Here is a 23,946-nt window from a genome sequence, read left to right on the forward strand (position 1 = left end):
AACTTCACCCCCAAAAGCTGACTGGCCGTGGTTTGGCGGGGCGGGGCCGGTGGCTGGGGACGCCGTAAACCCATCCATGGGGGCTTGGTCGCGGCATCCATGCCGCTCACACCCCTGCCACCGGACCCACCCCGCCTTCGAAAGTTTCCTGCGGCTGTCGGAAATGCTGATGTTGGAACTGCTGATGTTGGTGGGTGCCGACCGTTGGTCGGCACGGGGTCGGATCCCGTGGCTGCGTAACGGGCTCTGACCTTGTTCTGCTCTGGTAGGTGTCGACCTTGGTCGACACGGTAGATCCACGCCATGCGTGGATGCTCTTGTGATCAATCAGGCTTCGCGGCGTGCTCTGCCTGGAGATGCTGCGAGGTCGCATTGGCCTGATCGTAGATTTCAAACAACGCTGTGCGGTTGTGCCATGAGGCAAACAGCACTGTGAGGACAGCTGCGATTGCCAGGGTCGATTTCTTCATCCGAGTCACGTCCTGATTGTGAAACTCCGTCGTATCGGCATTTGGACTGAATGCAGCCTCCGAGTCAATCGGGCGTTTCTGGCTTACCGGGGTCAGAGCCGTTTTCCGTTGGAAAACGGATCCGACCCCTTACCCGGCCGCACAAAAAAATCCCCGGCGGGCCCGCACCCGTCGGGGATTCGTCTTGCTGGGATTGCCAGTTCTGCCACGCCTTGGAGAGGCAGTTCCACCGTAACCCATCCTGCCCTGCGTGGTGATCGCCGCTGGCGATGACGACCAAGCCTGCAGCTATCAGGCCGCCGCCAGCGCCTGCTCCAGGTCGGCGCGCAGGTCGCCGATGTGTTCGATACCGATCGACAGACGCACGGTGTCCTCGCTGACGCCGGCACGGGCCAGTTCGTCGGCATCCAGCTGGCGGTGCGTGGTCGAGGCCGGATGCGTGGCCAGCGATTTCGCGTCGCCCAGGTTCACCAGCCGGGTGAACAGCTTGAGCGCATCCAGGAAGCGTGCGCCTGCGTCGCGGCCACCAGGCAGTCCGAAGGTCAGTACGCCGGAGCCGTGCCCGCCCAGGTAGCGCTGCGCGGCGGCATGTTCGGGGTCGTCGGCCAGGCCGGCATAGCGCACCCACGCCACCTTGTCGTGCGCCTGCAGGTACTGCGCCACCGCCAGCGCATTGGCATTGATCCGCTCCATGCGCAGGGCCAGGGTTTCGATGCCCTGCAGGATCAGGAACGCATTGAACGGTGATAGCGCTGCACCGGTATTGCGCAGCGGCACCACCCGCGCGCGACCGATGTACGCCGCCGGGCCTAGCGCTTCGGTGTAGACCACGCCGTGGTAGCTGGGGTCGGGCTCATTGAGGCGCGCGAAGCGCTTGCGCTGCGCGGCCCAGTCGAAACGGCCCGAGTCGACGATCGCCCCGCCCAGGCTGGTGCCGTGGCCGCCGAGGTACTTGGTCAGCGAATGCACCACGATATCGGCGCCGTGCTCGAACGGGCGCAGCAGGAATGGCGTGGCCACGGTGTTGTCGACGATCAGCGGCACACCGGCGGCATGCGCCACCTCGGCGATCGCAGCGATGTCCGTGACATTCCCGCGCGGGTTGCCGATGGACTCGACGAACACGGCCTTGGTGCGTTCGTCGATGAGCGCGGCGAACGCAGCGGGGTCCGCCGGATCGGCAAAGCGCGCCGTGATGCCGTACTGCGGCAGGGTGTGCGCCAGCAGGTTGAGGCTGCCGCCATACAGGGCGCTGGCCGCCACGATGTTGTCGCCGGCCTCGGCGATGGTCTGGATGGCATAGGTGATGGCCGCCTGCCCCGAGGCCAGCGCCAGTGCACCGATGCCGCCTTCCAGCGCGGCCACGCGCTGTTCCAGCACGTCGGTGGTGGGGTTCATGATGCGGGTGTAGATGTTGCCCGGCACCTTCAGGTCGAACAGGTCCGCGCCGTGCTGGGTGTCATCGAAGGCGTAGGCCACGGTCTGGTAGATCGGCACCGCCACCGCACGCGTGGTCGGGTCGGGACGGTAGCCGCCATGCACGGCCAGAGTTTCCAGTTGCCACTGCGGGTCACTCATCGCACCTGACTCCATCCGGGAAACGGCCACCATAGGGCAGCCGTCGGGCACCTGCTGAGAGCCGCTGGCGATGACGTCCGTACCGGCGGTTATCAGGGCGTTGCCGGCGGGCACCTCAGCATCATCACCGCCGCAGGCGGCCGGTTTCCTTGCCACTGGCCGGGTGACGAAGGCGCACGCTGATCAAGGAAACCTGATCTGCGTCACGCTTTCCCCGCTGTCGCAATCGCATCTTTGACTTCCGGGCTCACGCTCGTATCGTGAAAACATCCAAGGAATCTGGACGGGCGAATGAGGGAACGTGAGGGGATCCGGGACGGCAGGCGTGGCGTCGGTGGCGCGGCGGGACGTCTCGCGCTGGCGGCTCTGCTGCCACTGCTGGGGGCCTGCGGCGACAAGGAGCGTGCTCCGCCTCCATATGAGGCCAATCCTGCGCCGAAGGAAGCGTATGAGGTGGTCGTTACGACGCATGACGCGCCGGAAGATATGTACGCCGCAGGTGCTTGGGTGACCTACAGGATCGCCAACGACTGCCTGCCTCCGATCGACAACTTCGAGGGTGTCCGATATGGGATCGACAAACATACGCTCGATATCACGCTGCAGAGGGTCGATGCGACCACGTTCAAGGGGACATTCTTCCGGGATGGGCTCGCCGAGAAAGATTATTTTGGGCGAGGGCCGTGCAAGTGGGCAGTAGCGTTGGCTGGCGCAAATCTGGAGACCAAGGCAACGAGATCCTTCACGTACTTCAGTATTTCCGCGACAACAGAAGAGGCCAGCGCAACCCGATACTCCAGCAGAACCCTTCGACCGCAGCCAGACGATGGCGAGGTCTATCCTGCAGATGGCATGCCTCCATCAAGATTCATCAAGGACGTGCCAATGGCAGAGCGCGGCAATTACTTCTCGTATGAGATCACTCTGACTCCAAGGAAGGAATGAACATGAGCACGAGAATTCATGCAGACCTGTCAGATGCAGCTTATTCACCGCCGGAGTTCACTCCGGCCGGCGCTCCCAAGGAACTCGAGGCGGGAGGAGAAAAGTTCGTTGCCGTGAGGCACATGGACACGCCCAGCGGCTACCAGGGCACCATCTAAAGGAGCGTCAACACTGGAGCCCTGGTGGTGGCCCACCGCGGCACCGAATTTGACCGGGAGCTGCTCAAGGATGGCGTGGTTGACGTCGGCATGGTGACCGGCAAACTCAACGCCCAGCTGCACGATGCACTGGAACTCACCCGGCTGGCCAAGGAGATGGCGGAGCGGGACCACAAGCCGCTGAGCGTCACCGGCCATTCCCTTGGCGGCGCGTTGGCGCAGATCACCGCCCACCACTACAACCTGCCCGGCGAGGCCTTCAATCCCTACGGCGCTGCCGGTCTGGGCTACCGGATCCAAGAGGGCCAGCCGGCGCACGCCGCACGATTCACCAACCACGTCATGGCCGGCGATTTCGTCAGCGCCGCCAGCGAGCACTACGGCAACGTGCAGATCTATGCCCTGCCCAGTGAACTGAGCCAGCTGCGATCCGCCGACAACATTGCCGCCTTGGGTGGTCCAGCCAAATCCGCGGCACTCTTCGGGCTCACCCCTGTGCTCGCGGTGCAGATGGCCGATTCACAGCGGCTGAAGCACTTCGTGGATGACCCGACCACGGTGCCACCGCGACTGTCGGTGCTTGGACAGGAATCGGCAAGGATCACGCAGCCTGAAGACCAGGCCCGAGTAGATGCTTTCCGCGAGAACATGGCCCTGCAGCGCGATGCCATTACCCGGCTGAGTCGGGGCATCCCGGGCCTTGCCGTGGAGGGCATCGACAAACTGCGTGGCCACGACGAACCAGGCGCCTTTGGCGAGCGACAAGCCCGCGCTGCCGAACTCGCGGCCCACCCTTTCAATCCCGCCGAGCATCGCGAAGCACCCGGCTCAGATGGCGGCCCACGCCGCGATAATCCAGCCTTTCACAGCAGATCTCCGCTGGAAGATCGCTTGAACGAAATGCTCAACGCCGACCCGGACCGCTTCAAGGTGCTCAACCAGCAGATGTCCACGCTCAATGCTGGCCGGGTGCTGGACCAGCAGGCGCAGTCCCAGGTAAATGCCGAGGACCGGGCGCGCGCGCACAGCCAGGAACAGGCCGCCCAGCAGGCCGCACAACAGGAACAGGCAGCCTCGGCCATGCGCCGTTGACCCACCGGAGACCCCCTCATGGATGAACGCGAACTGGAAGATCTGATCAGCAAGACCGCCCTGCTGATGGAACGCTACCAGAGGATCTGCACGGAACTCGGCCAGCAGCAGTCGCAGCTGTCGGCCGCGTTGAACGGGCTTGCACAATCACTGCCCGCGCAGTTCAGAGCCAGCGCCGATGCTGCCGTGGCGGGGCTGAGCCGGGACAGCACAATGGCCGTCAAACAGGCATTGCTTGCGCCGGTAGGTGCGTATGAGCAGCAACTGGCGGCATCGGCCAAGGGTGTAGGCCGCAGCACCGAAGCACTGGCTGCGGAAATCAAGCGCTTGCAGCTCGCGTCGCGCGGCGTCGTCTGGAAGAGCGTGGCCACGGCCGTAACTGCCGTGGCGATCCTGCTCGGGGGTGCCGCGTGGCTGGGCGGTCAATATCGCGCGGAGATCGCGCGCAACCAGGTCGAGGCCGCACTGCTGCGTGCCTACAACCGCGCCGACGTGGTGCTGTGCGGAAAAGAACAACTTTGCGCCAACGTCGACACCCGCAGCAAAGGGATCGGCGAGGACGGGCGCTACCGACAGATTCGTCCCCGCCCGTAGACGGGGACGAACGCAACCGCATCACGCCTTGGCAAACACCAGGTGGCCGCCGTCGTTGCCGACCTCGATGGTATCGCCGTTGACGAAGGCCCCCGAGAGGATCTTCTGCGCCAGCGGGTTTTCCAGCTGTGCCTGGATCGCGCGCTTCAGCGGACGTGCGCCATACACCGGATCGAAACCGACGTTGCCGAGCAGGTCGAACGCTGCATCGGACACCACCAGCTTCAAGCCACGCTCGGCCAGGCGCCGCTCCAGGCCACGCATCTGGATGCGCGCGATCTGCTTGATCTGCTGCTTGTCCAGCGGGTGGAACACCACGATGTCGTCCAGGCGGTTGATGAACTCCGGACGGAAGTGCGCCTGCACCACCCCCATCACCGCGGCCTTCATCTGCGTGTAGGCCTCCGGGCTGTCATCGCTGCCCATGTCCTGGATCTGGTGCGAGCCCAGGTTGGAGGTCATCACGATGACGGTGTTGCGGAAGTCCACGGTGCGTCCCTGGCCATCGGTCAGACGGCCATCGTCCAGCACCTGCAACAGGATGTTGAAGACATCCGGGTGGGCCTTCTCCACCTCGTCCAGCAGGATCAGCGAGTACGGGCGACGGCGCACGGCCTCGGTCAGGTAACCACCTTCTTCGTAGCCCACGTAACCCGGGGGCGCACCGATCAGGCGGGCAACGCTGTGCTTCTCCATGAACTCGCTCATGTCGATGCGGATCATCGCGTCGGCACTGTCGAACAGGAATTCGGCCAGCGACTTGCACAGCTCGGTCTTGCCCACACCGGTCGGGCCGAGGAACAGGAACGAGCCACCCGGGCGATTCGGATCGGACAGGCCGGCGCGCGAACGGCGCACCGCATCGGAGACGACCTTGATCGCCTCTTCCTGGCCGACCACGCGGTTGTGCAGCACGTCTTCCATGCGCAGCAGCTTGTCGCGCTCACCTTCCAGCATCTTGTTGACCGGGATGCCGGTCCAGCGCGAGACGACCTCGGCGATCTCCTCGTCGGTGACCTTGTCCTGCACCAGCTTGAAGTCGTTGGCATCCAGTTCCTGCGCAGCGGCCAGCTGCTTTTCCAGCTGCGGCAGCAGGCCGTACTGGATTTCGCTCATGCGGGCGAAATCCTGGCGGCGCTGCGCGGCTTCCAGATCGAGCTTCGCCTGCTCGACCTGTTCCTTGATCTTGGTCGCGCCCTGCAGCGCAGCCTTCTCCGACTTCCAGATTTCATTGAGGTCGGAGAACTCGCGTTCCAGGCCTTCGATGTCATTTTCCAGGTCAGCCAGGCGCTGCCGCGAGGCATCGTCCTTTTCCTTCTTCAGCATCTCGCGCTGGATCTTCAGCTGGATCACCCGGCGTTCCAGGCGGTCCAGTTCCTCCGGCTTGGAGTCGATTTCCATGCGCAGGCGCGAGGCGGCCTCGTCCATCAGATCGATGGCCTTGTCCGGCAGCTGGCGGTCGGTGATGTAGCGGTTGGACAACGTGGCGGCGGCCACGATGGCCGGATCGGTGATCTCCACGCCGTGGTGCACCGCGTACTTTTCCTTCAGGCCGCGCAGGATCGCGATGGTGTCCTCCACCGACGGCTCACCCACGAGCACCTTCTGGAAGCGTCGCTCCAGCGCAGCATCCTTTTCGATGTACTTGCGGTACTCGTCCAGCGTGGTGGCACCCACGCAGTGCAGCTCGCCACGGGCCAGCGCCGGCTTGAGCATGTTGCCCGCATCCATCGCGCCATCGGCCTTGCCCGCACCGACCATGGTGTGCAGCTCGTCGATGAAAAGGATGATCTGCCCTTCGCTCTTGGCCAGGTCGTTGAGCACGCCCTTCAGGCGTTCCTCGAACTCACCGCGGAACTTGGCGCCGGCGATCAGCGCGCCCATGTCCAGCGACAGCACGCGCTTGCCACGCAGGCCCTCGGGCACTTCGTCGTTGATGATGCGCTGGGCCAGGCCTTCGACGATGGCGGTCTTGCCGACGCCGGGTTCGCCGATCAGTACCGGGTTGTTCTTGGTGCGGCGCTGCAGGACCTGGATGGTGCGACGGATTTCTTCATCGCGACCAATCACCGGGTCGAGCTTGCCGCTCTCGGCGCGCGCGGTCAGGTCGATGGTGTACTTCTCCAGCGCCTGCCGCTGGTCTTCGGCGTTTTCCGACTGCACGTTCTCGCCGCCACGCAGCGTGTCGATGGCGGTCTGCAGGCGCGCCTTGTCGGCGCCGGCGGCGCGCAGCGCCATGCCCAGCGTGCCGCTGTCCTCCAGCGCGGCCAGCACGAACCACTCGCTGGCGATGAAGGCATCGCCATTCTGCTGGGCCAGCTTGTCGGTGTGGTTGAGCAGGCGCCCGAGGTCATTGCCCATCGACACGTTACCGGCCTGGCCGGACACCTTCGGCAGCGCATCCAGCGCCTCGGCCAGGCGCTCGCGCAGCACCGGCACGTTCACGCCGGCCTGGGCCAGCAACGGGCGCGTGCTGCCGCCCTGCTGGTCCAGCAGCGCGCTGAACAGGTGAGCAGGTTCGATGATGCTGTTGTCGCGGCCCACGGCCAGCGACTGCGCGTCGGCCAGCGCCTGCTGGAAACGCGAGGTGAGCTTGTCCATCCGCATTGCGAATCCTCATCGGTCATCAGTGCCGGCCGCGCCGGCGATGCAGGGAAGATGCGGTTGCCCCACCCGGTTTCAAGGGTGGCTGCGACTGGGCATCCGAGCCGTTCAAGCGGCATCCAGCATGACCGACGGGGTGTTGGCGGAGCGTTGATCTGGATCAGACGCCCCGGCGACCCGCCTGCGGCTACCGGGTGATGGCCCTGCGGATAGCGCGCAGCTGCTGCTTGACCAGCTTTTGCTGGTCCGCACTCAGCCGCAGCAGGGCCTTCTGCCCCACCGAGCGCGACTGCAGATCGGGATCGGCGAAGCGATAGCGGCCCCGCTCATCGCGTACCACCGCGATCGGTCGCGCCGGTTCCGGGGTTTCCAGCAGATGATCGATCACCGCCACCAGGCGGTCGTTGAAGTAACCCTGCGGGCGGCCGAGGTCGACGTAGGCCTGCTGGATGAGCGGATAGAAGCGCTTGTACGCCGTGCCCGCGGCAGCGGGGTCAAGCGCGGTGAACGCCTGCACATAGGGCGCATAGCGCGCCGCGTTGCCTGCGGCGATCTGCTCGCCGTTCCCGCCGGCTTCCACCTGCAGGCTGCCGGGCAGCGGCCGCGTTGCCAGGGCCGAGGGTGGCACGCTGGTCTTGTCCAGGTTGTCCACGTGGGTGACCAGGCGTTGGATCAGGTGGTCACGCAGCAGCAGGGCCAGTCCACTTTCGCCATTGAACAGGCCACTCAGCGCGGTCCATGCTGCGGTATCGCTGTCTTCCATCTTCGGCAGCGCGGGGTCGGCTGCAGCGTCGGTGTCCAGCGGATGCTGGATGGCCGGTGTCGACGGCGCGGGTACAGCGGTGGACGCTGCAGGTGGCGCCGCCGTCGAAGGTGCGGCCGCCTGGGTGGGCACCTCCACGCGATCCGCCAGGTCCTGCCACTGATCGCGGAACAACCACGCGCCCGCACCGCCTACCACCACCACGCCCAGTACCCAAGGCCACACTGCCTTTCCACTCTTCTGCATGATGCAGTACCTCGTTTTTCACGTGCACGACCCGAGTATGACCCGCTTCACCGGAGGCGGTTCCCCCGCTGTTTGGCCTGCGTTGTGCTTGGCATGAACGCCATGCTCACGCCTGCTTTGCGTGCGACACGCGAGGCTGCTGACAATTCTTCGCGGAGATCGACATGCACTACGCGCTGTATTACTGGACCGGCATCCAGGGCCGTGGCGAGTTCGTTCGGCTGGCACTGGAAGATGCCGGTGCCGCGTACGAGGACATGGCACGCATCCATGGCGATGCGGTGATGGAACCGTTCCTGCGCGGCCAGGCCGAAGGCGGCCAACCCTTCGCACCACCGTTCCTGAAAGCCGGGCGCCAGGTGATCGCACAGGTTGCAGCCATCCTCGATTTCCTCGGCCCGACGCTGGATCTGGTGCCGCAGGCCGCCTCACGACGGATGCAGGCCCTGCAGCTGCAGCTGACCATCGCCGATCTGGTGGCCGAGGTGCATGACACCCACCATCCCATCGCGGCATCGAAGTACTACGAAGACCAGAAGACAGAGGCCAAGGCGCGCGCGAAGGCGATGCGCGGCGAGCGCCTGCCGAAATTCCTCGGTTACTTCGAACAGGTGATCGAAGCCAATGGTGGCCGCCACCCGCTGCGCGAGCACTCGTATGTGGATCTCTCGCTGTTCCAGCTGCTGAGCGGGCTGGACTACATGTTCCCGAAGCGGATGCAGGCCTTGTCGCCCACCCTGCCCCTGCTGCGGGCGCTGCAGGAGCGGGTGGCGAAACGGCCGAACATCGCCGCGTATCTCGCGTCGGAGCGGCGGCTGGCGTTCAACACCAACGGCATCTTCCGCCATTATCCCGAGCTGGATCGCGAGACCTGACGCCGGGCCATGCCCGGCGTCCCCCGTCAATGTCCGGCGTCAGCCAACGGCTTCACCGGCTGCTTCTGCAGCGACAGCAGCCCCAGCAGCACGGCCAGCGCCACGTAGGCACCCGCAAACTGCCAGCTGATGATGCGCGCCAGGCCCTGCAGGTCCCACGGCAGGTAGATGCCACCGCGCGGGTCGACCGAGTGGATCAGGCCGAACAGGGTCAGCGCCGCCGCCACCAGCAGGAAACCGCAGGCGCGGCGCAGGCGGCCGTCGACCATCGCCGACACCGTGGCGATCCACAGCATCGAGGTGATGATGAAGCCGTTGCCCAGCGCGAAGATCACCGCCAGCTCCGGCAGGCCGTGGCCATCGACGTGGGTCAGCAGCGCGCCCATCTGATCGGCGGGAATCCAGCCCGGCGCCTTGATGGCCAGCAGGTAGGCCGCCGAAGGCAGGAAGCCCAGCACCATCGCGCCGGCATGCTGGCGCGGGGTGGCCTGGAAGGCCTGGGTGGTGATGTCGATGGACACGTAGACGATGATCGGCGCCAGCACCGCCAGCGGCAGCCACTGCACCAGCCCGGAGATGATGCCGAGCATGCCGCCGATGCCGACGAACAGGCCGGTCAGCAGCGTGTAGCCGCTGCGTGCGCCCATGTGCTTGTACGCCGGCTGGCCGATGTACGGCGTGGTCTGGGCGACGCCGCCGCAGACACCGGCCACCAGCGTAGCCACTGCTTCCACCAGCAGGATGTCGCGGGTGCGGTAGTCATCGCCGGCCGCGCGTGCGCTCTCGGACACGTTGATGCCACCGACCACCATCAGCAGGCCGAACGGCAGCAGCAGCGGCAGATAGGTCATCGCCGTCGGCAGGCCGTCGATGAAGCCCAGCGTGGGCAGCGGCAGCACCACCTGCGGCGGCACCCAGGCCGGCACCTGGAAGCCCGGCACGCCGAGCCCGGCCAGGCCGAGGCCGTAGTAGAGGACGGTGCCGAACACGAAGGCCAGCAACACGCCCGGGCCACGAATCGGCAGCTTGCCCTTGGCGATCAGCACGTACAGCAGCAGGCCCAGCGTGGTGAAGCCGACCAGCGGCGAACGCAGGGTTTCCAGCAGCGGCAGCAGGCCCATCAGCACCAGCGCGATGCCGGCGATGGAGCCCAGCAACGCCGCACGCGGCAGCGCGCGGGTTACCGCTTCACCGAAGAAGGACAGGATCAGCTTCAGCACGCCCATGATGACCAGCGCGGCCATGCCCAGCTGCCAGGTGGCGATGGCTGCGGCATGCGGGTCCATGCCCTGCTGCTTGAAGGCGGCGAAAGCCGGGCCGAGCACCAGCAGGGCCATGCCGATGCTGGTCGGCGCGTCCAGGCCCAGCGGCATGGCGGTGACATCATCGCGGCCGGTGCGCGCGGCCAGGCGGCGCGCCATCAGGGTGTAGAGCAGGTTGCCGACCAGCACGCCGAAGGCGGTGCCGGGGAACATGCGGCCAAACACCACGTCGGCGGGGAACTGGAACATGCCGATGAGGGCCATGGCGATGAAGCCAAGGATGGAGAGGTTGTCGACGACCAGGCCGAAGAAGCCATTGAAGTCGCCAGCGACGAACCAGCGGCGTGGTGCGGCGGGAGCGGGAGCGGACATGGAAGGGGCGGTGGGGGTGGGGACCGCCGATGGTAGGCCCAGCTGGGCCCGGGCGCCAATTCCGTCGTGGAATGATGGGCTCCAGCCAACGGCGGGGCCCCTCGTGGCTGGGTTGGTCGCCGGAGCGGGATCCGGGGCTGGGCCGGGCCAGTAGATCCACGCCATGCGTGGATGAAGCATGTCAGACACCGAATGAATCATCCACGCATGGCGTGGCTCTACTGTGCCGACCAACGGTCGGCACCTACCAGAGCAGAACGCTGATCCGACAGGCTGTTGGTAGGTGTCGACCTTGGTCGACACATCTGTCAGATATCGAATTGATTCATCAGTGTCGACCAAGGTCGACACCTACCAGATCCGCCCCCCATGCCGACCAACGGTCGGCACCCACCAACAGCAGCAGCGGGAACCTGTCGAAGGCGGGGTGGGGGGGGGGTTGGGGGGGGGGGCGGCGGGGGGGGCCCCGCCCCCCCGCGGTCACGGCTGGACCACCGTGATCGTGGTCGGGTTGCTGCGGCCCACGCCACGCAGCTGCGGGCGGTACATGTCTTCCACCAGCGGCGGCGGCACCGAGTAGGTGCCCGGGGTCACCGCACGCACCAGGTAGAACACGTTGGCCTTGCCACCACGCGACAGCTTCAGCGCGGCCACGTAGCGGTCGTCGCGGAACTCCTCGTGCTTGGTGTCCGCGGCCGAGCTGCGGTCGCTGATGGTGATGCCATCGACCACCACGTCGGCCCACTGCTTGGCGTCGCCCAGGTTGAAGTTCTCGATCTCCAGGCCGGCCGGCAGCAGGTCGGTCAGCAACGCATCGGGCATCTGCGTATCGGCACTGATGGTGATGCGCACGATCAGCGCTTCGCCTTCCTTCAGCGGCCGCGGCGTCCACGGCTTGCCGTCGGTGCCGAAGTAGGTCCGCTCGACGCCCAGCACGCTGTTGTCCGGCGCAGGCGCACTGCGCGGGATGCCGGCCACGTCGATGCTGGCGAACATCGGCGGCTGGCCCTGCGGGGTGAAGCGCACGCCGCTGGCCAGTTCGCTGCCGGTGAAGTTGCGACCGAACAGCTTGCGCTCGCCGATGGCTTCGCTGTTGCCACCAATCACCAGTTCACCGGCCACCAGTGCCTTCTGGTTGGCGGCCAGTGCCTTGCCGAGGCGGGCGATGGCCACCTGTTCCTGCGTGCTCAGCCACATCCAGCCGGCATTGCGGCGGGCATCAAGGCCACGGCCGAGATCGACCGCGCGTGCATCCCAGGCCGGCTTGGCCAGCTTGTTCTCGTGGGTCAGCGCGATCATCAGCGCGTCATCGCGGATGGCACTGCCGTAATCGCCGAAGTACGACGGACGCTCGCTGCTGGACTTGGCGAAGCCGGCAGCAATCGCCGCCTGGCCACGCTTGGCGTCACCCTGCAGCGACAGCGCCACGCCCAGGTGGACCAGCGACAAACCACCGACAGCCTTGCCGCGCTCGTTGTCGTACAGCGTGCGCAGGGTGCCCAGCGGCGCGCGGTTGACGCGGGCAAGCACGTAGCCGGAATACGCCTGGTTGGCGAACTTCAGCTTCTCGCGGTCATCCTGGCCGTAGAACTGGTTGCCACCGGACAGCAGGTCCTCGCTGAGGCGGTTGAGTGCCTTCTGCAGCACGTTGTCCGGCACGGCGAAGCCACCGTCCTTGGCATCGAGCAGGAACTCGGTGATGTACGGGGTCAGCCACGGGTTCACGTAGCCATCGTCACCCCACATCGAGAAGTTGCCGTTGGCCACCTGCATCGACGCCAGACGACCGAACGCGCCTTCCATGCGCTCGCGGCGGGTCTTGGCATCCAGGCCGTCGGTGCCGAGCATCGAAGACGTCGCCTGGTCCAGGATCAGCGCGGCATAGCCCTTGCTGGTGGTCTGTTCGGCACAGCCGTAGGGGTAGTTCAGCGCACCCTGCAGCGCACTGGCGAACGGGATCGGCGGCAGCGGGCTGACCAGCAGGCGCGCATTGACCGACTCGGCCATCAGGCCATCGGCCAGGCCGCCATCCAGGCTGACCGCGGCCAGCGGATCCAGCGTGCGCACCTGCGAACGGATCACCTGCGGCCACGCCGCACGCACCGGCAGGTCGTAGCGGCGGTCGGCCTTGAAGCCGTTGCCGTCCACGCGCACCCGCACCTTGGCCACGCTGTTGCCCTCGCGCGCCGACAGCGGGAAGCTCAGCGTGGTCTTGGCGTCGACGTTCAGCTGCACGTTGCGGCTGCCCTCGCCCAGGCCCAGCGGGCCTTCGGTGTCCACCTGCACGTTGAACTGGCCGGGCTTGCCGGTGAAGTTCTGCACGTCCAGGGTGACGGTGCTGCGGTCGCCCGGGGCGAGCACGCGCGGCATGCTGGCCTCGGCCAGGATCGGCGCGCGCACGATGGTTTCCACATCACGCTTGCCGTACTGGTCATCGCTGTAGACCAGCGCCGACACGCGCAGGGTGCCGTTGAAGTCCGGCACCTTCAGGCGGATGCGCGCATTGCCCTTGGCATCGAGCTGCACCGGGCCGGAGAACAGGTCCACGGTCTGCACGCGCGCGGTCGGCCGCTTGGCCTGCGGCAGTGCCTGCAGGGCCATGTCGCCGCCGAACTTCAGCTTGCCGTTGCTGCCGTCGAAGCTTTCGATCACACGGCTGTAGATGTCGTAGGCATCAATGCCGAGGCGACGCTGGGCGAAGAAGTGCGCGCCGGCATCGGGCACCGGGAAGCGGGTGATGTTGAGGATGCCCACGTCCACCGCCGAGACGGTGACGTGCGCGGTCTTGCCGGCCAGCTGCGGTGCGCTGATCGTCACCGGCAGGTCCTGCTCCGGGCGCATCTGCTTGGGCGCTACCAGGCCCACGGCCACGGTGCGGCCCTTGCGGTCCATCGGCACGTGCACCACGCCCACGGCGCGGGCCGGGGTGATCTTGCTGGGCGCGCTGCCGCCACGGAACACCAGGGCGGTGATGTAGACGTCGTGGCGCTCCCAGTCGGCGGTGACCGGGATCTTGTAGGTGGCACCCGGCTTGGCGTCGATCTCCTGCACGTAAAGCATGCGGTCGCTCTCGACCATCAGGATGCCCTTGCCGGCGTGCGGCGGGGTCACCGTCACCTGCAGGGTGTCACCGGCCTTGTAGCCGGTCTTGTCCAGGCCCAGCTTGACCTTGTCAGGGCGTGCATCCAGGCCGCGGTTGTCATCGCCCCAGCTCCAGCCGGCGCGGAACGGATAGCGGCTGGTCAGGCCGGTGGACGGATCGAACACGTCCACCCGGTACTCGCCCCACTCCACCGGGAAATCGAAGGCGACCGCGCTGCTGCCGGCATCGACGGTGCGGGTTTCCTTGTTCTCGAAGCGGCGGGTGAAATCGTAGTCCCAGCGGTTGTCGTTGAAGGTCCAGTGGTAGTCGCGCAGCTCGCGCACCAGGGTCACCTTCAGGCCTTTGGCCGGCTGCGGCTTGCCGGCGGCATCGACGCGCATCAGCTCGAAGCGCGCGTTGCCGTTGGAATCGGCACCGTCCTCGGGGTTGAACAGCGGGCGCACGCCGACCAGCGCATTGGCGGGCCACATGACGCGCTTGAGGGTGCGGGTGACCGTGCGGCCACCGGTTTCATACAGACTGCCCGACAGCACCACGGCGATCGGCGCCTTGGCCTTGGCCGCCTCTTCCGGCAGGGCCACGTCTTCGCGCAGCTGGCCATTGGCCGGCAACGTGGTGTCGACCACGTCCTTGGCTTCGCGCGGCAGCTGCAGGGTCGGGTCACCGAAGAAATAACCCGGCAGGCCTTCCACCGGCTGCTGCTCGGCGGCCACGGCCAGGCGCGCGGTGAAGCGGTTGCCGTCGGCCGGCGCGCCATACAGGTACGCACCATTGGCCTGCAGGCGCAGGTCCTCGCCCGGCTTCAGCGTCTTCTGCGCGCTGTCCAGGTCCAGCTTCATGCGTTCCGGCAGGAATTCCTCGATGCGCAGGGTCATGCCCTGGATCGCCTCCTTGCTGGCCGGATCGGTACGGAATTCCACCTGCCAGCGCCCGGTCGGCGCCTCGGCGGGAATGGTCTGCTCGAAATTGATGTAGCCCTGGTCGCCGGGCTGCAGGCGGGTCTCGCGGAAGGTCTTGCCGTCGGGCTGCTTCAGGCGCAGGAACACCGGCTGAGCCTTGACCGGCTTGCCGTCGTTGTCGCGGAGCAGGGCCGACAGGCGCACGGTTTCGCCGGGACGGTACAGGTCGCGACCGGACCAGGCGTAGACGTCGAACCAGGCATTGTCACGACCGGCCACGGCGAATTCGCTCAGGTCCAGCGCCGGCTGGTTGAACGGCAGGAAGCTGGTGTCCTTGCCGCTGCTGGCCACCAGCACGTGGGTCGCGTCCAGGGTGTAGTTCAGCAGCGCATTGCCGTTGCTATCGGTGCTGCCCTTGAGCATCACCTCGCCCTTGGCGTCGAGCACGCGCAGGTCGACGTTCTTCAGCGCCGCACCGTCCTTCAGCGCGGCGGTGTGGACGAACAGCTTGTCCTTGTAGGCACGGGTGTGCAGGCCGATGTCGCTGACCGAGAAGAACGCGGTATCGAACTCGCCTTCGTAGTCACCGGTGCGCTTGAGCAGGGCGAAGTACAGGCCCGGCTCCTGCAGCTCCTTGATGTCCTGGGTCGGCAGGTAGGTCAGCACCCGCTCGTTCTGCTTGCCACCGAGGATGAAGCGGTTGACGTAGACCGGCTCGGCCAGCTGGTTGATCGGGCTGCGCTCGTAGTCGCTGCTCAGTTCCCAGCTGCCACGGCGGCCGCCGCGCTGGTACTGGCTGAAGAAGGTCGGCAGGTCCTTCTCGCGCACGCGCAGGAATTCGACGTCGACCTCGGGCACGTTCACCGACACCACCGGCAGGCCACGGCTGTCCTTGGCCGGCAGCACGCTGCCCTGCGAGGCGAAACCGGCCACCGGCTTCAGCTCACCGCTGAACACCTTCTGCTTCAGTTCCTTGCCCAGGCGGCTGCCGTCGGCGGCCAGCAGGTCTTCGGAGACGACCAGGCTGTATTCCTTGCCGGCTTCGACGAAGGGATAGCGCAGCGTCAGGCCGTCGTCGGACAGGGTCCAGCTGCTGTCGTCGGTGCCGACCTTCTGTTCAAAGCGCACCAGCTTGTCGAAGTCCTGGGTGCCGACCAGCGGGCGCGAGAACTCCAGCGCCAGCGACAGGCCCTCACTCTTCTGGTCCGGGTACGCGCGCAGCAGGGTGAAGTCCTTCACCTGCTCGGCCTTGGTGGCGATGGCTTCGCCGCTGGCCTTGGGCAGCTGCCCGCTGTCATTGCGACAACCGGCCAGGCCCAGCAACAGGCCTCCTGCCAGCACAGCCGCCGCCCAACCCCACCGCTTCCGCCGTGCCGGACCGCTCATGTCGTCACTCCTTGATCGAGGCGGCCATTATAGGCGCGCCGCGTCAAGGTGTTGACGCCCCGGCGGTCGGAAAGCGGAACCAAGGGTAGCGCCGGGCCATGCCCGGCGGGATCGGCGGTCGCCTACCCCGGCAGGTACAAGTCCATGTAATCGGTCACCGGCATCGCGGCCAGCGCCACCGGGTCCAGCGAGGCGGCCAGGATGCGCTGCTGCTGGGCGGTCGGGAACCGGTGGGCCAGGTGCCGGCGGAACTTGTCCATCAGCAGCGGGATGCCCTCCTCCCGGCGCCGCGCATGGCCCAGCGGGTACTCCACCAGCACCTCGGGCAATTCGCTGCCATCGCTGAAGCGCACGCTCAGGCCGTTGGCGATGCTGCGCTTGTCCGGGTCCAGGTAGTCGGCACTCAGCTGCGGATCTTCGTGGCAGGCCATCTTCGCGCGCAGTGCATCGATGCGCGGGTCGGCGGCCATGTCGTCCTCGTAATCCTCGGCGGTCAGCCGCCCGTGCAGCAGGGCGATGGCGACCATGTACTGCACGCAGTGGTCGCGGTCGGCCGGGTTATGCAGCGGCCCCTGCTTGTCGATGATGCGGATGCAGGCTTCCTGGGTACGGATGTCGATGTGCGCGATGTCCTCGACCGTACGCCCCTGCGTCCGCAGCTGCTGGTGCAGGGTGATCGCCGCTTCCACGGCGGTCTGCCCGTGGAACTCGGCCGGGTAGCTGATCTTGAACAGCACGTTCTCCATCACATAGCTGCCCAGCGGGCGGCCCAGGACCAGCGGTTGTCCATGCATGGACACGGCCTCGAATCCCCAGGTCGGTGCGCTGAGCACGCTGGGATAGCCCATCTCGCCACTGGCCGCCATCAGCGCCAGGCGCACGCCGCGGCTGGTGGCATCCCCCGCCGCCCAGCTCTTGCGCGAGCCGGTGTTGGGCGAATGCCGGTAGGTGCGCAGGGCCTGGCCATCAACCCAGGCCAGCGACAGCGCATTGAGCATGCGCTCGCGGTCCAGCCCGAGCAGGTGCGCGACCACCGCCGTGGTGGCGACCTTGACCAGCACCACGTGGTCCAGCCCGACCCGGTTGAAGGAATTCTGCAGGGCGAGCACACCCTGGATCTCGTGCGCCTTGATCATCGCCAGCAGCACATCGTGCAGCGTCGGCGGCGGCCGGCGCAGGGCAGGCGCATTGCGCCCCAGCCAGTCGCAGACAGCGAGGATGCCACCGAGATTGTCCGAAGGATGGCCCCACTCGGCCGCCAGCCAGGTGTCGTTGAAATCGAGCCAGCGCACCATCGCGCCGATGTTGAAGGCGGCCTGCACCGGGTCCAGCACGTAATGCGTGCCGGGCACGCGTGCGCCATTGACCACGTGGATGCCCGGCACCAGTGGCCCCAGCAGCTTGCTGCAGGCCGGGAAGGACAGCGCCTCCAGGCCGCAGCCGAGGGTATCGAGCAGGCAGTGGTGCGCGGTCTGGAACGCGACGGGCGAATCGATGCGGGCATCGCGTACGTAATCGACGATGTCCACCAGCAGCGCATCCCACGCTGCACGCTCGTTGGAGGGGGTGTGGCTGCTGGACATCGTGGGTCTCCTCGCTGGGGTGCACGGTTGCCCGCGCCCCGGTAGTCGCCAACCAAGGTTGGCATCTACCAGAGCAGGAGCAGCCCGGTAGCCGCCAAGCTTGGTTGGCGTTTACCAGAGCATCACTCGACCGGTACGCGCACCTTGCCTTCCATCAGCACACGGGCGCTGCGGCTCATGATGGCCTTGGTCACCGTCCACTGGCCGTCAACGCGCCCGGCCTGCGCACCCACGCGCAGCGTGCCGGACGGATGACCGAAGGTCACCGCCTCGCGTTCACCGCCACCGGCCGCGCGGTTGACCAGGGTGCCCGGAATCGCCGCGGCGGTACCGATGGCGACGGCTGCGGTACCCATCATCGCGTGGTGCAGCTTGCCCATCGACAGCGCGCGCGCGTGCAGGTCGATGGCCGAGGCCGGAATGGCCTTGCCGCTGGACGACACGTAATCCTGCGCCGGCGCAACGAACGCCACCTTCGGCGTGTGCTGGCGGGTGGCGGCATCTTCCAGCTTCGAGATCAGGCCCATGCGCAGCGCGCCGTGGGCGCGGATGGTCTCGAACTTCTGCAGTGCCGCCTTGTCCTCGTTGATGGCCGGCTGCAGCTCGGTGCCGGCGTAGCCCAGGTCGGCAGCGTTGAGGAAGATGGTCGGAATGCCGGCGGTGATCATCGTCACCTCGAAGCTGCCCACGCCCGGCACATCCAGGGTGTCGATCAGGTTGCCGGTGGGGAACATCGCACCGGCATCACCGTCGTCGGACGGATCGATGAATTCCAGCTGGATCTCGGCCGCCGGGAAAGTCACGCCGTCCAGCTCGAAATCACCGGTCTCCTGCACTTCGCCATCGCGCATCGGCACGTGGGCGATGATGGTCTTGCCGATGTTGGCCTGCCAGATGCGCACGGTGCACAGGCCATCGCGCGGCACCCGGGCCGGATCGACCAGGCCGTTGGCAATGGCGAACGGACCGACGGCGGTGCTGAGGTTGCCGCAGTTGCCGCTCCAATCGACGAAGGCGGTGTCGATCGACACCTGGCCGTACAGATAATCCACGTCGTGGTCGGGCACCGAGGCGCTGGAAATGATCACGCACTTGCTGGTGCTGGACGTCGCCCCGCCCATGCCGTCGGTGTGCTTGCCATACGGATCGGGCGAACCGATCACGCGCATCAGCAGCGCATCGCGGGCGGCGCCGGGCACCTGCGCGGCTTCGGGAAGGTCCTGCAGGCGGAAGAACACGCCCTTGCTGGTGCCACCGCGCATGTAGGTGGCGGGAATACGGAGTTGCGGGAGGAAGGTCATGAAATTCTCGATAATGTGAGGAACACACGCATTACGCTGGTTGAAGCCGCTGCCGACGGCGATCCGCGGCGGACGTCCCGTGCTGCCCTCGGAACAGATACAGGATGACCAGTTTGGTACTGCCACTCACCACTGCCAGCAGCAGCAACGGCCATCCCATCCGCAGGCCCATGGCGAAGGCAAACACGATCGTGGACAGGTCCATCAGCAGGATCAACTGACTCATCCGCAGCGACAATGCACCGGTATGGCCATTGCGCAGGATCAGCAGGATCTGATGCATATAGCGCTGCGCCAGCAAGGCAGTGATGGCCACGATCATCGCGCTGGCCACCACCCTGCCCTCGTCCACGTGACGATCACCCCAGGCCAGACCGGCCAGCGCGCACATCAGCAGCAGCGCGACTGCCACCACGCTGGTCGTGGCGGAGCGATTCCGTCGGTCGCGCCAGATCTCCACCAGGATGGCCATGACCAGCACCGACGCGAGCAAGCGCGGCCAGACAATGAAGTGATTGAACGGCGTGACGCTGTAGCCATAGACGAAGAAGGACAGGTACGCCAGGAAGCTGACCGTGAATTGATTCAGCGACAACACTGCCGTGGCGCCGTCAGTCGCGTCCGCACGTTCCCGACGGTTGCGCACCAAGCGCAACTGCGCGCCCACACCCAACAGGCTCAGCAGGATGAAGGCGGTGTTGACCATGCCTGCGATTGTGTAGAACGCCGTTCCCATGCAGATGGGGCTACGCCCCTCTCCTCCGTGACCACCGCCATGCGGGCCGAAGCCAGCATGGCGGCAACTCGACACAAGGCAGCCAGCCGCCGCCTTACGCCACCTTGGCCCCTTCCAGGAAATCCTGGGCGAAGCGCTGCAGCACGCCGCCCGCCTCGTAGATCGCCACTTCCTCGTCGCTGTCCAGGCGGCAGGTGACCGGCACGACCACGTCCTGGCCGTCGCGGCGGTGGATGACCAGGGTCAGTTCGGCACGCGGGGTGCGCTCGCCGACCACATCGAAGGTCTCGGTGCCGTCGATGCCCAGGGTCAGGCGCGTGGTGCCCGGCTTGAACTCCAGCGGCAGCACGCCCATGCCGATCAGGTTGGTGCGGTGAATCCGCTCGAAGCCTTCGGCCGCGATGGCTTCCACCCCGGCCAGGCGCACGCCCTTGGCGGCCCAGTCACGCGAGCTGCCCTGGCCGTAGTCGGCGCCGGCGATGATGATCAGCGGCTGCTTGCGGTCCATGTAGGTCTCGATCGCTTCCCACATGCGCATGACCTTGCCTTCCGGCTCCACGCGCGCCAGCGAGCCCTGCTTCACGCTGCCGTCGTCGTTGCGCACCATCTCGTTGAACAGCTTCGGATTGGCGAACGTGGCGCGCTGCGCAGTCAGGTGGTCACCGCGGTGGGTCGCGTAGGAATTGAAGTCCTCTTCCGGCAGGCCCATCTTCGCCAGGTATTCGCCTGCAGCGCTGGAGGCCATGATCGCGTTGGACGGCGACAGGTGGTCGGTGGTGATGTTGTCCGGCAGCACTGCCAGCGCGCGCATGCCGGACAGCGTGCGCTCACCGGCCAGTGCGCCCTCCCAATACGGCGGACGACGGATGTACGTACTCTGCGGGCGCCAGTCGTACAGCGGGCTGACCGGCGCACCGTTCTCCACGCGCACGTTGAACATCGGGTTGTAGACCTTGCGGAACTGCTCGGGCTTCACCGAGGCCTTCACCACCGCGTCGATCTCGGCGTCGCTCGGCCAGATGTCCTTCAGGCGCACCTCGTTGCCGTCGGCATCCACGCCCAGCACGTCCTTCTCGATATCGAAGCGCACGGTGCCGGCGATGGCGTAAGCAATCACCAGCGGCGGCGAGGCCAGGAACGCCTGCTTGGCGTACGGATGGATGCGGCCATCGAAGTTGCGGTTGCCCGACAGCACGGCCGTGGCGTACAGGTCACGGTCGATGATTTCCTGCTGGATCTTCGGGTCCAGCGCGCCGCTCATGCCATTACAGGTGGTGCAGGCGAAGGCGACGATGCCGAAGCCGAGCTGTTCCAGGTCCGGCAGCAGGCCGGATTCTTCCAGGTACAGCTGCACGGCCTTCGAGCCCGGTGCCAGCGACGATTTCACCCACGGCTTGCGCTGCAGGCCACGTGCGTTGGCATTGCGTGCCAGCAGTGCGGCGGCAATCACGTTGCGCGGGTTGGAGGTGTTGGTGCAGCTGGTGATGGCGGCGATGATCACCGCGCCATCGGGCATCAGGCCCTGCGCCTGCTCGGCCTTGCCCGCTTCCAGCTTGGCCTCGTCGGCGATGCCGCGCTCGGCCAGCTCGGCGGTGGCCACGCGCTTGTGCGGGTTGGACGGGCCGGCCATGTTGCGCACCACGCTGGACAGGTCGAAGTGCAGCACGCGCTCGTACTGCGCGGTGGCCAGGTCGTCGGCCCACAGGCCGGTGGTGCGTGCGTAGTTCTCCACCAGCGCCACCTGCGATTCCTCGCGACCGGTCAGGCGCAGGTAATCGATGGTCTGCGCATCGATGTAGAACATCGCGGCGGTGGCACCGTATTCGGGACACATGTTGGAGATGGTGGCGCGGTCACCGATGGTCAGTGCCGCCGCACCCTCGCCGAAGAATTCAAGCCAGGCGCCGACCACGCGCTCCTTGCGCAGGAACTCGGTCAGGGCCAGCACCACGTCGGTGGCGGTGATGCCCGGCTGCGGGCGGCCGCTCAGTTCGACGCCGACGGTGTCGGGCAGGCGCATCCACGAGGCGCGGCCCAGCATCACGTTCTCGGCTTCCAGGCCGCCCACACCAATGGCGATCACGCCCAGCGCATCCACGTGCGGGGTGTGGCTGTCGGTGCCCACGCAGGTATCGGGGAAGGCCACGCCGTCCTGCACGTAGATCACCGGCGACATCTTCTCCAGGTTGATCTGGTGCATGATGCCGTTGCCCGGCGGGATCACGTCCACGTTCTGGAATGCCAGCTTGGTCCAGTCGATGAAGTGGAAACGGTCTTCGTTGCGGCGATCTTCGATCGCGCGGTTCTTCTCGAATGCCTGCGGGTCGAAACCACCGCATTCCACCGCCAGTGAGTGATCGACGATCAGCTGCACCGGCACCACCGGATTGACCTTGGCCGGGTCGCCGCCCTTGTCGGCGATCGCATCACGCAGGCCGGCCAGATCCACCAGCGCGGTCTGGCCGAGGATGTCATGGCAGACCACGCGTGCGGGGAACCATGGGAAATCCAGGTCGCGGCGGCGCTCGATCAGCTGCGCCAGCGAGTCACTGAGCGTGGCCGGGTCGCAGCGGCGCACCAGGTTCTCGGCCAGCACGCGCGAGGTGTACGGCAGCGTGGCGTAGGCGCCGGGCTGGAGCGCGTCGACGGCGGCGCGCGCATCGAAATAGTCCAGCGTGCTGCCGGGGAGGTTCTTGCGGTAATCGGTATTCATGGGCTGGCGGAGTACTTGGGGCGGGCCGGGTGCCGTCGAAGCGGCAACGAAGGCATCCGGCCGGCGCGCGGCCGGCCGGATGGGTACAGCGGATGGATCAGGCGCGCTTGTCGATGGCGACGAACTCGCGATCTTCCGGGCCGGTGTAGTTGGCGCTCGGGCGGATGATCTTGCCGTCGATGCGCTGCTCGACGATGTGCGCGCTCCAGCCAGCGGTGCGGGCGATCACGAAGAGCGGAGTGAACATCGCGGTCGGCACGCCCATCATGTGGTAGCTGACGGCGCTGAACCAGTCCAGGTTCGGGAACATCTTCTTGATGTCCCACATCACCGTTTCCAGGCGCTCGGCGATGTCGTACATCTTCATGCTGGACTGCTCTTCGGACAGCTCGCGGGCCACGTCCTTGATCACCTTGTTGCGCGGATCGGACACGGTGTAGACCGGATGGCCGAAGCCGATCACCACTTCCTTGCGCTCGACGCGGGCCTTGATGTCTTCCTCGGCTTCATCGGGGTTGTCATAGCGCTTCTGCACTTCGAACGCGACTTCGTTGGCGCCGCCGTGCTTGGGGCCGCGCAGCGCGCCGATGCCACCGCAGATCGCGCTGTACATGTCGCTGCCGGTGCCGGCGATGACGCGGCAGGCGAAGGTCGAGGCATTGAACTCGTGCTCGGCGTACAGGATCAGCGAGGTGTGCATCGCCTTCACCCACGAATCCTGCGGCTTGTCGCCGTGCAGCAGGTGCAGGAAGTGGCCACCGATGGAGTCGTCGTCGGTTTCCACGTCGATGGCGCGCCCGTTGTGGCTCCAGTGGTACCAGTACAGCAGCATCGAACCGAGGCAGGCCATCAGCTTGTCGGCGATGTCACGCGCGCCCGGATGGTTGTGGTCATCCTTTTCCGGCGCCACGCAGCCGAGCACGGACACGCCGGTGCGCATCACGTCCATCGGGTGCGCCGACGGCGGCAGCTCTTCCAGCGCGGCCTTCACCGCGGCCGGTATGCCGCGCAGCGACTTCAGCTTGGCCTTGTACGAAACCAGTTCGGCGCGGGTCGGCAGCTTGCCGTGCACCAGCAGATAGGCGATTTCCTCGAACTCGCTGGTGTTGGCCAGGTCCAGGATGTCGTAGCCGCGGTAATGCAGGTCGTTGCCGCTGCGGCCGACGCTGCACAGCGCGGTGTTGCCGGCGGCAGTGCCGGACAGGGCGACGGACTTCTTCGGCTTGAAGGTCGGGGTTGCGGTCGTATCGTTCATGTTTTCCCTCC

The 23,946-nt window shown here is 66.5% G+C and carries 16 protein-coding genes; 5 read left to right on the forward strand and 11 right to left on the reverse strand.

Going from position 1 to position 23,946, the window contains the following annotated elements; genetic code table 11:
- Nucleotides 1-323 precede the first annotated feature (323 nt).
- On the reverse strand, nucleotides 324-470 hold the full coding sequence (locus ACVOK1_RS13410) for a hypothetical protein (protein ID WP_164074493.1): 147 nt from the start codon (nucleotides 468-470) through the stop codon (nucleotides 324-326).
- A 291-nt stretch (nucleotides 471-761) separates the two neighbouring features.
- A complete protein-coding gene (locus ACVOK1_RS13415; RefSeq protein WP_481562352.1) occupies nucleotides 762-2,048 on the reverse strand; it encodes an O-acetylhomoserine aminocarboxypropyltransferase/cysteine synthase family protein in 1,287 nt (428 codons plus the stop codon).
- Between the two features lie 291 nt (nucleotides 2,049-2,339).
- On the opposite strand from ACVOK1_RS13415, the gene ACVOK1_RS13420 reads away from it, so the two are divergent.
- From ACVOK1_RS13420 to ACVOK1_RS13435, 4 genes are read left to right on the forward strand one after another with little or no spacing between them, the layout of a single operon-like run.
- Complete coding sequence (locus ACVOK1_RS13420; protein ID WP_481562353.1) at nucleotides 2,340-2,993, forward strand: hypothetical protein; 654 nt, start codon at nucleotides 2,340-2,342, stop codon at nucleotides 2,991-2,993.
- 2 nt (nucleotides 2,994-2,995) lie between these two features.
- Nucleotides 2,996-3,151: a hypothetical protein gene (locus tag ACVOK1_RS13425; RefSeq protein ID WP_481562354.1), complete on the forward strand. Its 156-nt coding sequence runs from the start codon at nucleotides 2,996-2,998 to the stop codon at nucleotides 3,149-3,151.
- A 24-nt stretch (nucleotides 3,152-3,175) separates the two neighbouring features.
- A complete protein-coding gene (locus ACVOK1_RS13430) occupies nucleotides 3,176-4,243 on the forward strand; it encodes a Tle-like phospholipase domain-containing protein (RefSeq protein ID WP_481562355.1) in 1,068 nt (355 codons plus the stop codon).
- Nucleotides 4,244-4,261: 18 nt separating this feature from the next.
- Nucleotides 4,262-4,837, forward strand: coding sequence for a relaxation protein (locus ACVOK1_RS13435; protein WP_406235012.1), 576 nt, complete (start codon nucleotides 4,262-4,264; stop codon nucleotides 4,835-4,837).
- 21 nt (nucleotides 4,838-4,858) lie between these two features.
- Here the strand turns inward: ACVOK1_RS13435 and clpB are convergent, their stop codons facing one another.
- Nucleotides 4,859-7,444: an ATP-dependent chaperone ClpB gene (gene clpB / locus ACVOK1_RS13440; protein WP_481562356.1), complete on the reverse strand. Its 2,586-nt coding sequence runs from the start codon at nucleotides 7,442-7,444 to the stop codon at nucleotides 4,859-4,861.
- Nucleotides 7,445-7,628: 184 nt separating this feature from the next.
- Nucleotides 7,629-8,450 (reverse strand): DUF3014 domain-containing protein, encoded by an 822-nt coding sequence (locus tag ACVOK1_RS13445; RefSeq protein ID WP_481562357.1) that lies wholly within the window; start codon nucleotides 8,448-8,450, stop codon nucleotides 7,629-7,631.
- Between the two features lie 164 nt (nucleotides 8,451-8,614).
- Here ACVOK1_RS13445 and ACVOK1_RS13450 point away from each other — a divergent pair, with 164 nt between their 5' ends.
- Nucleotides 8,615-9,325, forward strand: coding sequence for a glutathione S-transferase (locus tag ACVOK1_RS13450; RefSeq protein ID WP_481562358.1), 711 nt, complete (start codon nucleotides 8,615-8,617; stop codon nucleotides 9,323-9,325).
- Nucleotides 9,326-9,351: 26 nt separating this feature from the next.
- Here ACVOK1_RS13450 and ACVOK1_RS13455 read toward each other — a convergent pair whose 3' ends face one another.
- The 7 genes from ACVOK1_RS13455 to prpC all read right to left on the reverse strand — a co-directional run bounded on the left by ACVOK1_RS13455 (nucleotide 9,352) and on the right by prpC (nucleotide 23,935).
- Entirely contained in the window at nucleotides 9,352-10,959 is a 1,608-nt protein-coding gene (locus ACVOK1_RS13455; RefSeq protein WP_108769757.1) for a SulP family inorganic anion transporter, read from the reverse strand.
- Between the two features lie 480 nt (nucleotides 10,960-11,439).
- Complete coding sequence (locus ACVOK1_RS13460) at nucleotides 11,440-16,347, reverse strand: alpha-2-macroglobulin family protein (RefSeq protein WP_481562359.1); 4,908 nt, start codon at nucleotides 16,345-16,347, stop codon at nucleotides 11,440-11,442.
- A 122-nt stretch (nucleotides 16,348-16,469) separates the two neighbouring features.
- Entirely contained in the window at nucleotides 16,470-17,930 is a 1,461-nt protein-coding gene (locus ACVOK1_RS13465; protein WP_481562360.1) for a bifunctional 2-methylcitrate dehydratase/aconitate hydratase, read from the reverse strand.
- Nucleotides 17,931-18,052: 122 nt separating this feature from the next.
- On the reverse strand, nucleotides 18,053-19,231 hold the full coding sequence (gene prpF / locus ACVOK1_RS13470) for a 2-methylaconitate cis-trans isomerase PrpF (protein ID WP_481562361.1): 1,179 nt from the start codon (nucleotides 19,229-19,231) through the stop codon (nucleotides 18,053-18,055).
- A 31-nt stretch (nucleotides 19,232-19,262) separates the two neighbouring features.
- Nucleotides 19,263-19,937: a hypothetical protein gene (locus ACVOK1_RS13475; RefSeq protein WP_481562362.1), complete on the reverse strand. Its 675-nt coding sequence runs from the start codon at nucleotides 19,935-19,937 to the stop codon at nucleotides 19,263-19,265.
- 124 nt (nucleotides 19,938-20,061) lie between these two features.
- The gene (gene acnD / locus ACVOK1_RS13480; protein WP_481562363.1) at nucleotides 20,062-22,680 is read right to left on the reverse strand and encodes a Fe/S-dependent 2-methylisocitrate dehydratase AcnD; all 2,619 of its coding nucleotides are present in this window, start codon (nucleotides 22,678-22,680) and stop codon (nucleotides 20,062-20,064) included.
- A gap of 97 nt (nucleotides 22,681-22,777) precedes the next feature.
- A complete protein-coding gene (gene prpC, locus ACVOK1_RS13485) occupies nucleotides 22,778-23,935 on the reverse strand; it encodes a bifunctional 2-methylcitrate synthase/citrate synthase (RefSeq protein WP_079222802.1) in 1,158 nt (385 codons plus the stop codon).
- Nucleotides 23,936-23,946: the final 11 nt, after the last annotated feature.

Source organism: Stenotrophomonas sp. STEN087 (genome assembly GCF_056759115.1).

What these genes read in the sequence shown, in the direction of transcription:
- prpC (WP_079222802.1), bottom strand. Translation starts at nt 23,935, where the DNA reads ATGAACGATACGACCGCAACCCCGACCTTCAAGCCGAAGAAGTCCGTC.
- ACVOK1_RS13410 (WP_164074493.1), bottom strand. Translation starts at nt 470, where the DNA reads ATGAAGAAATCGACCCTGGCAATCGCAGCTGTCCTCACAGTGCTGTTT.
- ACVOK1_RS13425 (WP_481562354.1), top strand. Translation starts at nt 2,996, where the DNA reads ATGAGCACGAGAATTCATGCAGACCTGTCAGATGCAGCTTATTCACCG.
- ACVOK1_RS13450 (WP_481562358.1), top strand. Translation starts at nt 8,615, where the DNA reads ATGCACTACGCGCTGTATTACTGGACCGGCATCCAGGGCCGTGGCGAG.
- acnD (WP_481562363.1), bottom strand. Translation starts at nt 22,680, where the DNA reads ATGAATACCGATTACCGCAAGAACCTCCCCGGCAGCACGCTGGACTAT.
- ACVOK1_RS13415 (WP_481562352.1), bottom strand. Translation starts at nt 2,048, where the DNA reads ATGAGTGACCCGCAGTGGCAACTGGAAACTCTGGCCGTGCATGGCGGC.
- ACVOK1_RS13445 (WP_481562357.1), bottom strand. Translation starts at nt 8,450, where the DNA reads ATGCAGAAGAGTGGAAAGGCAGTGTGGCCTTGGGTACTGGGCGTGGTG.
- ACVOK1_RS13435 (WP_406235012.1), top strand. Translation starts at nt 4,262, where the DNA reads ATGGATGAACGCGAACTGGAAGATCTGATCAGCAAGACCGCCCTGCTG.
- prpF (WP_481562361.1), bottom strand. Translation starts at nt 19,231, where the DNA reads ATGACCTTCCTCCCGCAACTCCGTATTCCCGCCACCTACATGCGCGGT.
- ACVOK1_RS13465 (WP_481562360.1), bottom strand. Translation starts at nt 17,930, where the DNA reads ATGTCCAGCAGCCACACCCCCTCCAACGAGCGTGCAGCGTGGGATGCG.
- ACVOK1_RS13460 (WP_481562359.1), bottom strand. Translation starts at nt 16,347, where the DNA reads ATGAGCGGTCCGGCACGGCGGAAGCGGTGGGGTTGGGCGGCGGCTGTG.
- ACVOK1_RS13475 (WP_481562362.1), bottom strand. Translation starts at nt 19,937, where the DNA reads ATGGTCAACACCGCCTTCATCCTGCTGAGCCTGTTGGGTGTGGGCGCG.
- ACVOK1_RS13455 (WP_108769757.1), bottom strand. Translation starts at nt 10,959, where the DNA reads ATGTCCGCTCCCGCTCCCGCCGCACCACGCCGCTGGTTCGTCGCTGGC.
- ACVOK1_RS13420 (WP_481562353.1), top strand. Translation starts at nt 2,340, where the DNA reads ATGAGGGAACGTGAGGGGATCCGGGACGGCAGGCGTGGCGTCGGTGGC.
- clpB (WP_481562356.1), bottom strand. Translation starts at nt 7,444, where the DNA reads ATGCGGATGGACAAGCTCACCTCGCGTTTCCAGCAGGCGCTGGCCGAC.